The organism is Methylobacterium sp. A52T, assembly GCF_053346095.1.
Genome location: NZ_JBKFBI010000292.1, coordinates 1 through 1,517, shown reverse-complemented (window position 1 = coordinate 1,517; position 1,517 = coordinate 1). Strand labels below are relative to the sequence as shown.

Sequence of the window (1,517 nt, the reverse complement as noted above, 5' to 3'; positions counted from 1 at the left end):
TCTGCGGAGGCAGCAGCGGGGCGATCTGCTCCCACTGCGCGTCAGTCAGTTCAAAGCGTCGCATCAAGCCCACATGGGCCTGACCTCCCAGCCTGTGAACCCCTTTGCAGAGACGCCCTAGGCGTCGACCCATTCTCCAACGTCCGGAACGGTCGTGACACAGGTGCATTCTCTTCCGGATGGAAGAGGAGCATCAGTATGCGCATCGTGGGACAAGCATCCGCCATCGCTCTCGTGACACTCATGAGCGTCGGTGCGGCTGAGGCGAAGGGCTGCATTAAGGGCGCGATCATCGGCGGTCTGGCGGGCCACTACCTGGCCGAGCGCGGCGTCGTCGGAGCGGTGGCCGGCTGCCTGGGCGGCCGCTACCTCGCCAACCGGCAGGCGCGGCGCAAGGAGATCGAGTACGGCTCGCGGGTCCAGCCGCGCGACACCGGGTACGGCGCGCACCAGGCCTACCCGCGCCGGTCCTACAGCTACTGAAAACCGGCGGGGGCGGCTCGGGCCGCCCCCGCACGTACGGACTTCGATCCGGCGTACTGCCTGCACGGCCGAACCCGCGCGGGACCTTTGGCGCGGCTGATCGCGTCCGATCTACGGAGCGGTCTGCCCAGTCTGATCAGCCCTTCTTGCCCTGCTTGTAGCTCTGGATGGCGCCCTGGCAGCCCGGCGACAGCTTGGCCATATTCTTCTCGAAACAAGCCTGGGTCTCGGGCCCATCGTCGGGCGGCATGCCACCGCAGAAGGTGGTGAAATCGCCCATGCATTGCTGCTGGAGTGCCGCCTTGTCGTCGGCCGACATGGGCGCGGCGAGCGCGGCCGTGGCCCCTGCGGACAGAAGCAGAGCAGTCGTGATCAGACGTACCGGCATAGCGATGCTGTTCCTCATGTCGATGAACCGCTCAGAAAGCCGGACGGGCGGCAAACCGTTGCATGCGGTGCGCCGCTGATCGGAAATAAAAAAAGAGGCGCCCGGCCAGGCGCCCCTCTGCTCCACATGAGTCCGGGCCGGATCAATCGTCCCAATCGTCGTCGTGGTAACGATGGCCGTACCCGCGACGCTCGATCACGCGAACATCCGGACGATCCCAGTCACGGTGGCCGAAGCGCACGCCGCGATAGCCGTTGCCGTAGCCTTCGCGCACGATCACGCGGGAATGGCCGTGACCCGGACCGTAGCCGTAGCCATAGCCGCCACCCCACTCATGGGCCTGAGCGGCAGAGGCTGCACCCAGCAGCGCGGAGCCGGCGACCAAAGTGGTGATAAGCTTCTTCATACTCCAACCTCGTTCATCGAACTGAAACGAGAAATGCAGACGACAAGCATCGCGTTCCACGGCTCACGAAATTAATCAATTCTGCCGTTCATCAACAATTCATCTTCAACGATCCGCGCCCGACGAGCCGGAACCGAGACTGGATTCTTACAGATCAGCACTCGCCGACTTGCAGCCGGATCGTCCCGTCCGGCAAAATAGCCGGACGGGACGACGCTCGGGTCAGGGGCGGGGGGCGCG

Annotated in this window: 3 protein-coding genes; 1 reads left to right on the top strand and 2 read right to left on the bottom strand. The window is 64.8% G+C overall.

Annotated features, from left to right (window positions below; translation table 11 throughout):
* Nucleotides 1-198 precede the first annotated feature (198 nt).
* Entirely contained in the window at nt 199-483 is a 285-nt protein-coding gene (locus tag ACLBYE_RS30425) for a hypothetical protein (protein ID WP_447697023.1), read from the top strand.
* A gap of 136 nt (nt 484-619) precedes the next feature.
* Here the strand turns inward: ACLBYE_RS30425 and ACLBYE_RS30420 are convergent, their stop codons facing one another.
* Nucleotides 620-889 (bottom strand): hypothetical protein, encoded by a 270-nt coding sequence (locus ACLBYE_RS30420; protein ID WP_447697022.1) that lies wholly within the window; start codon nt 887-889, stop codon nt 620-622.
* Between the two features lie 124 nt (nt 890-1,013).
* A complete protein-coding gene (locus tag ACLBYE_RS30415) occupies nt 1,014-1,277 on the bottom strand; it encodes a hypothetical protein (RefSeq protein WP_447697021.1) in 264 nt (87 codons plus the stop codon).
* Nucleotides 1,278-1,517 lie beyond the last annotated feature (240 nt).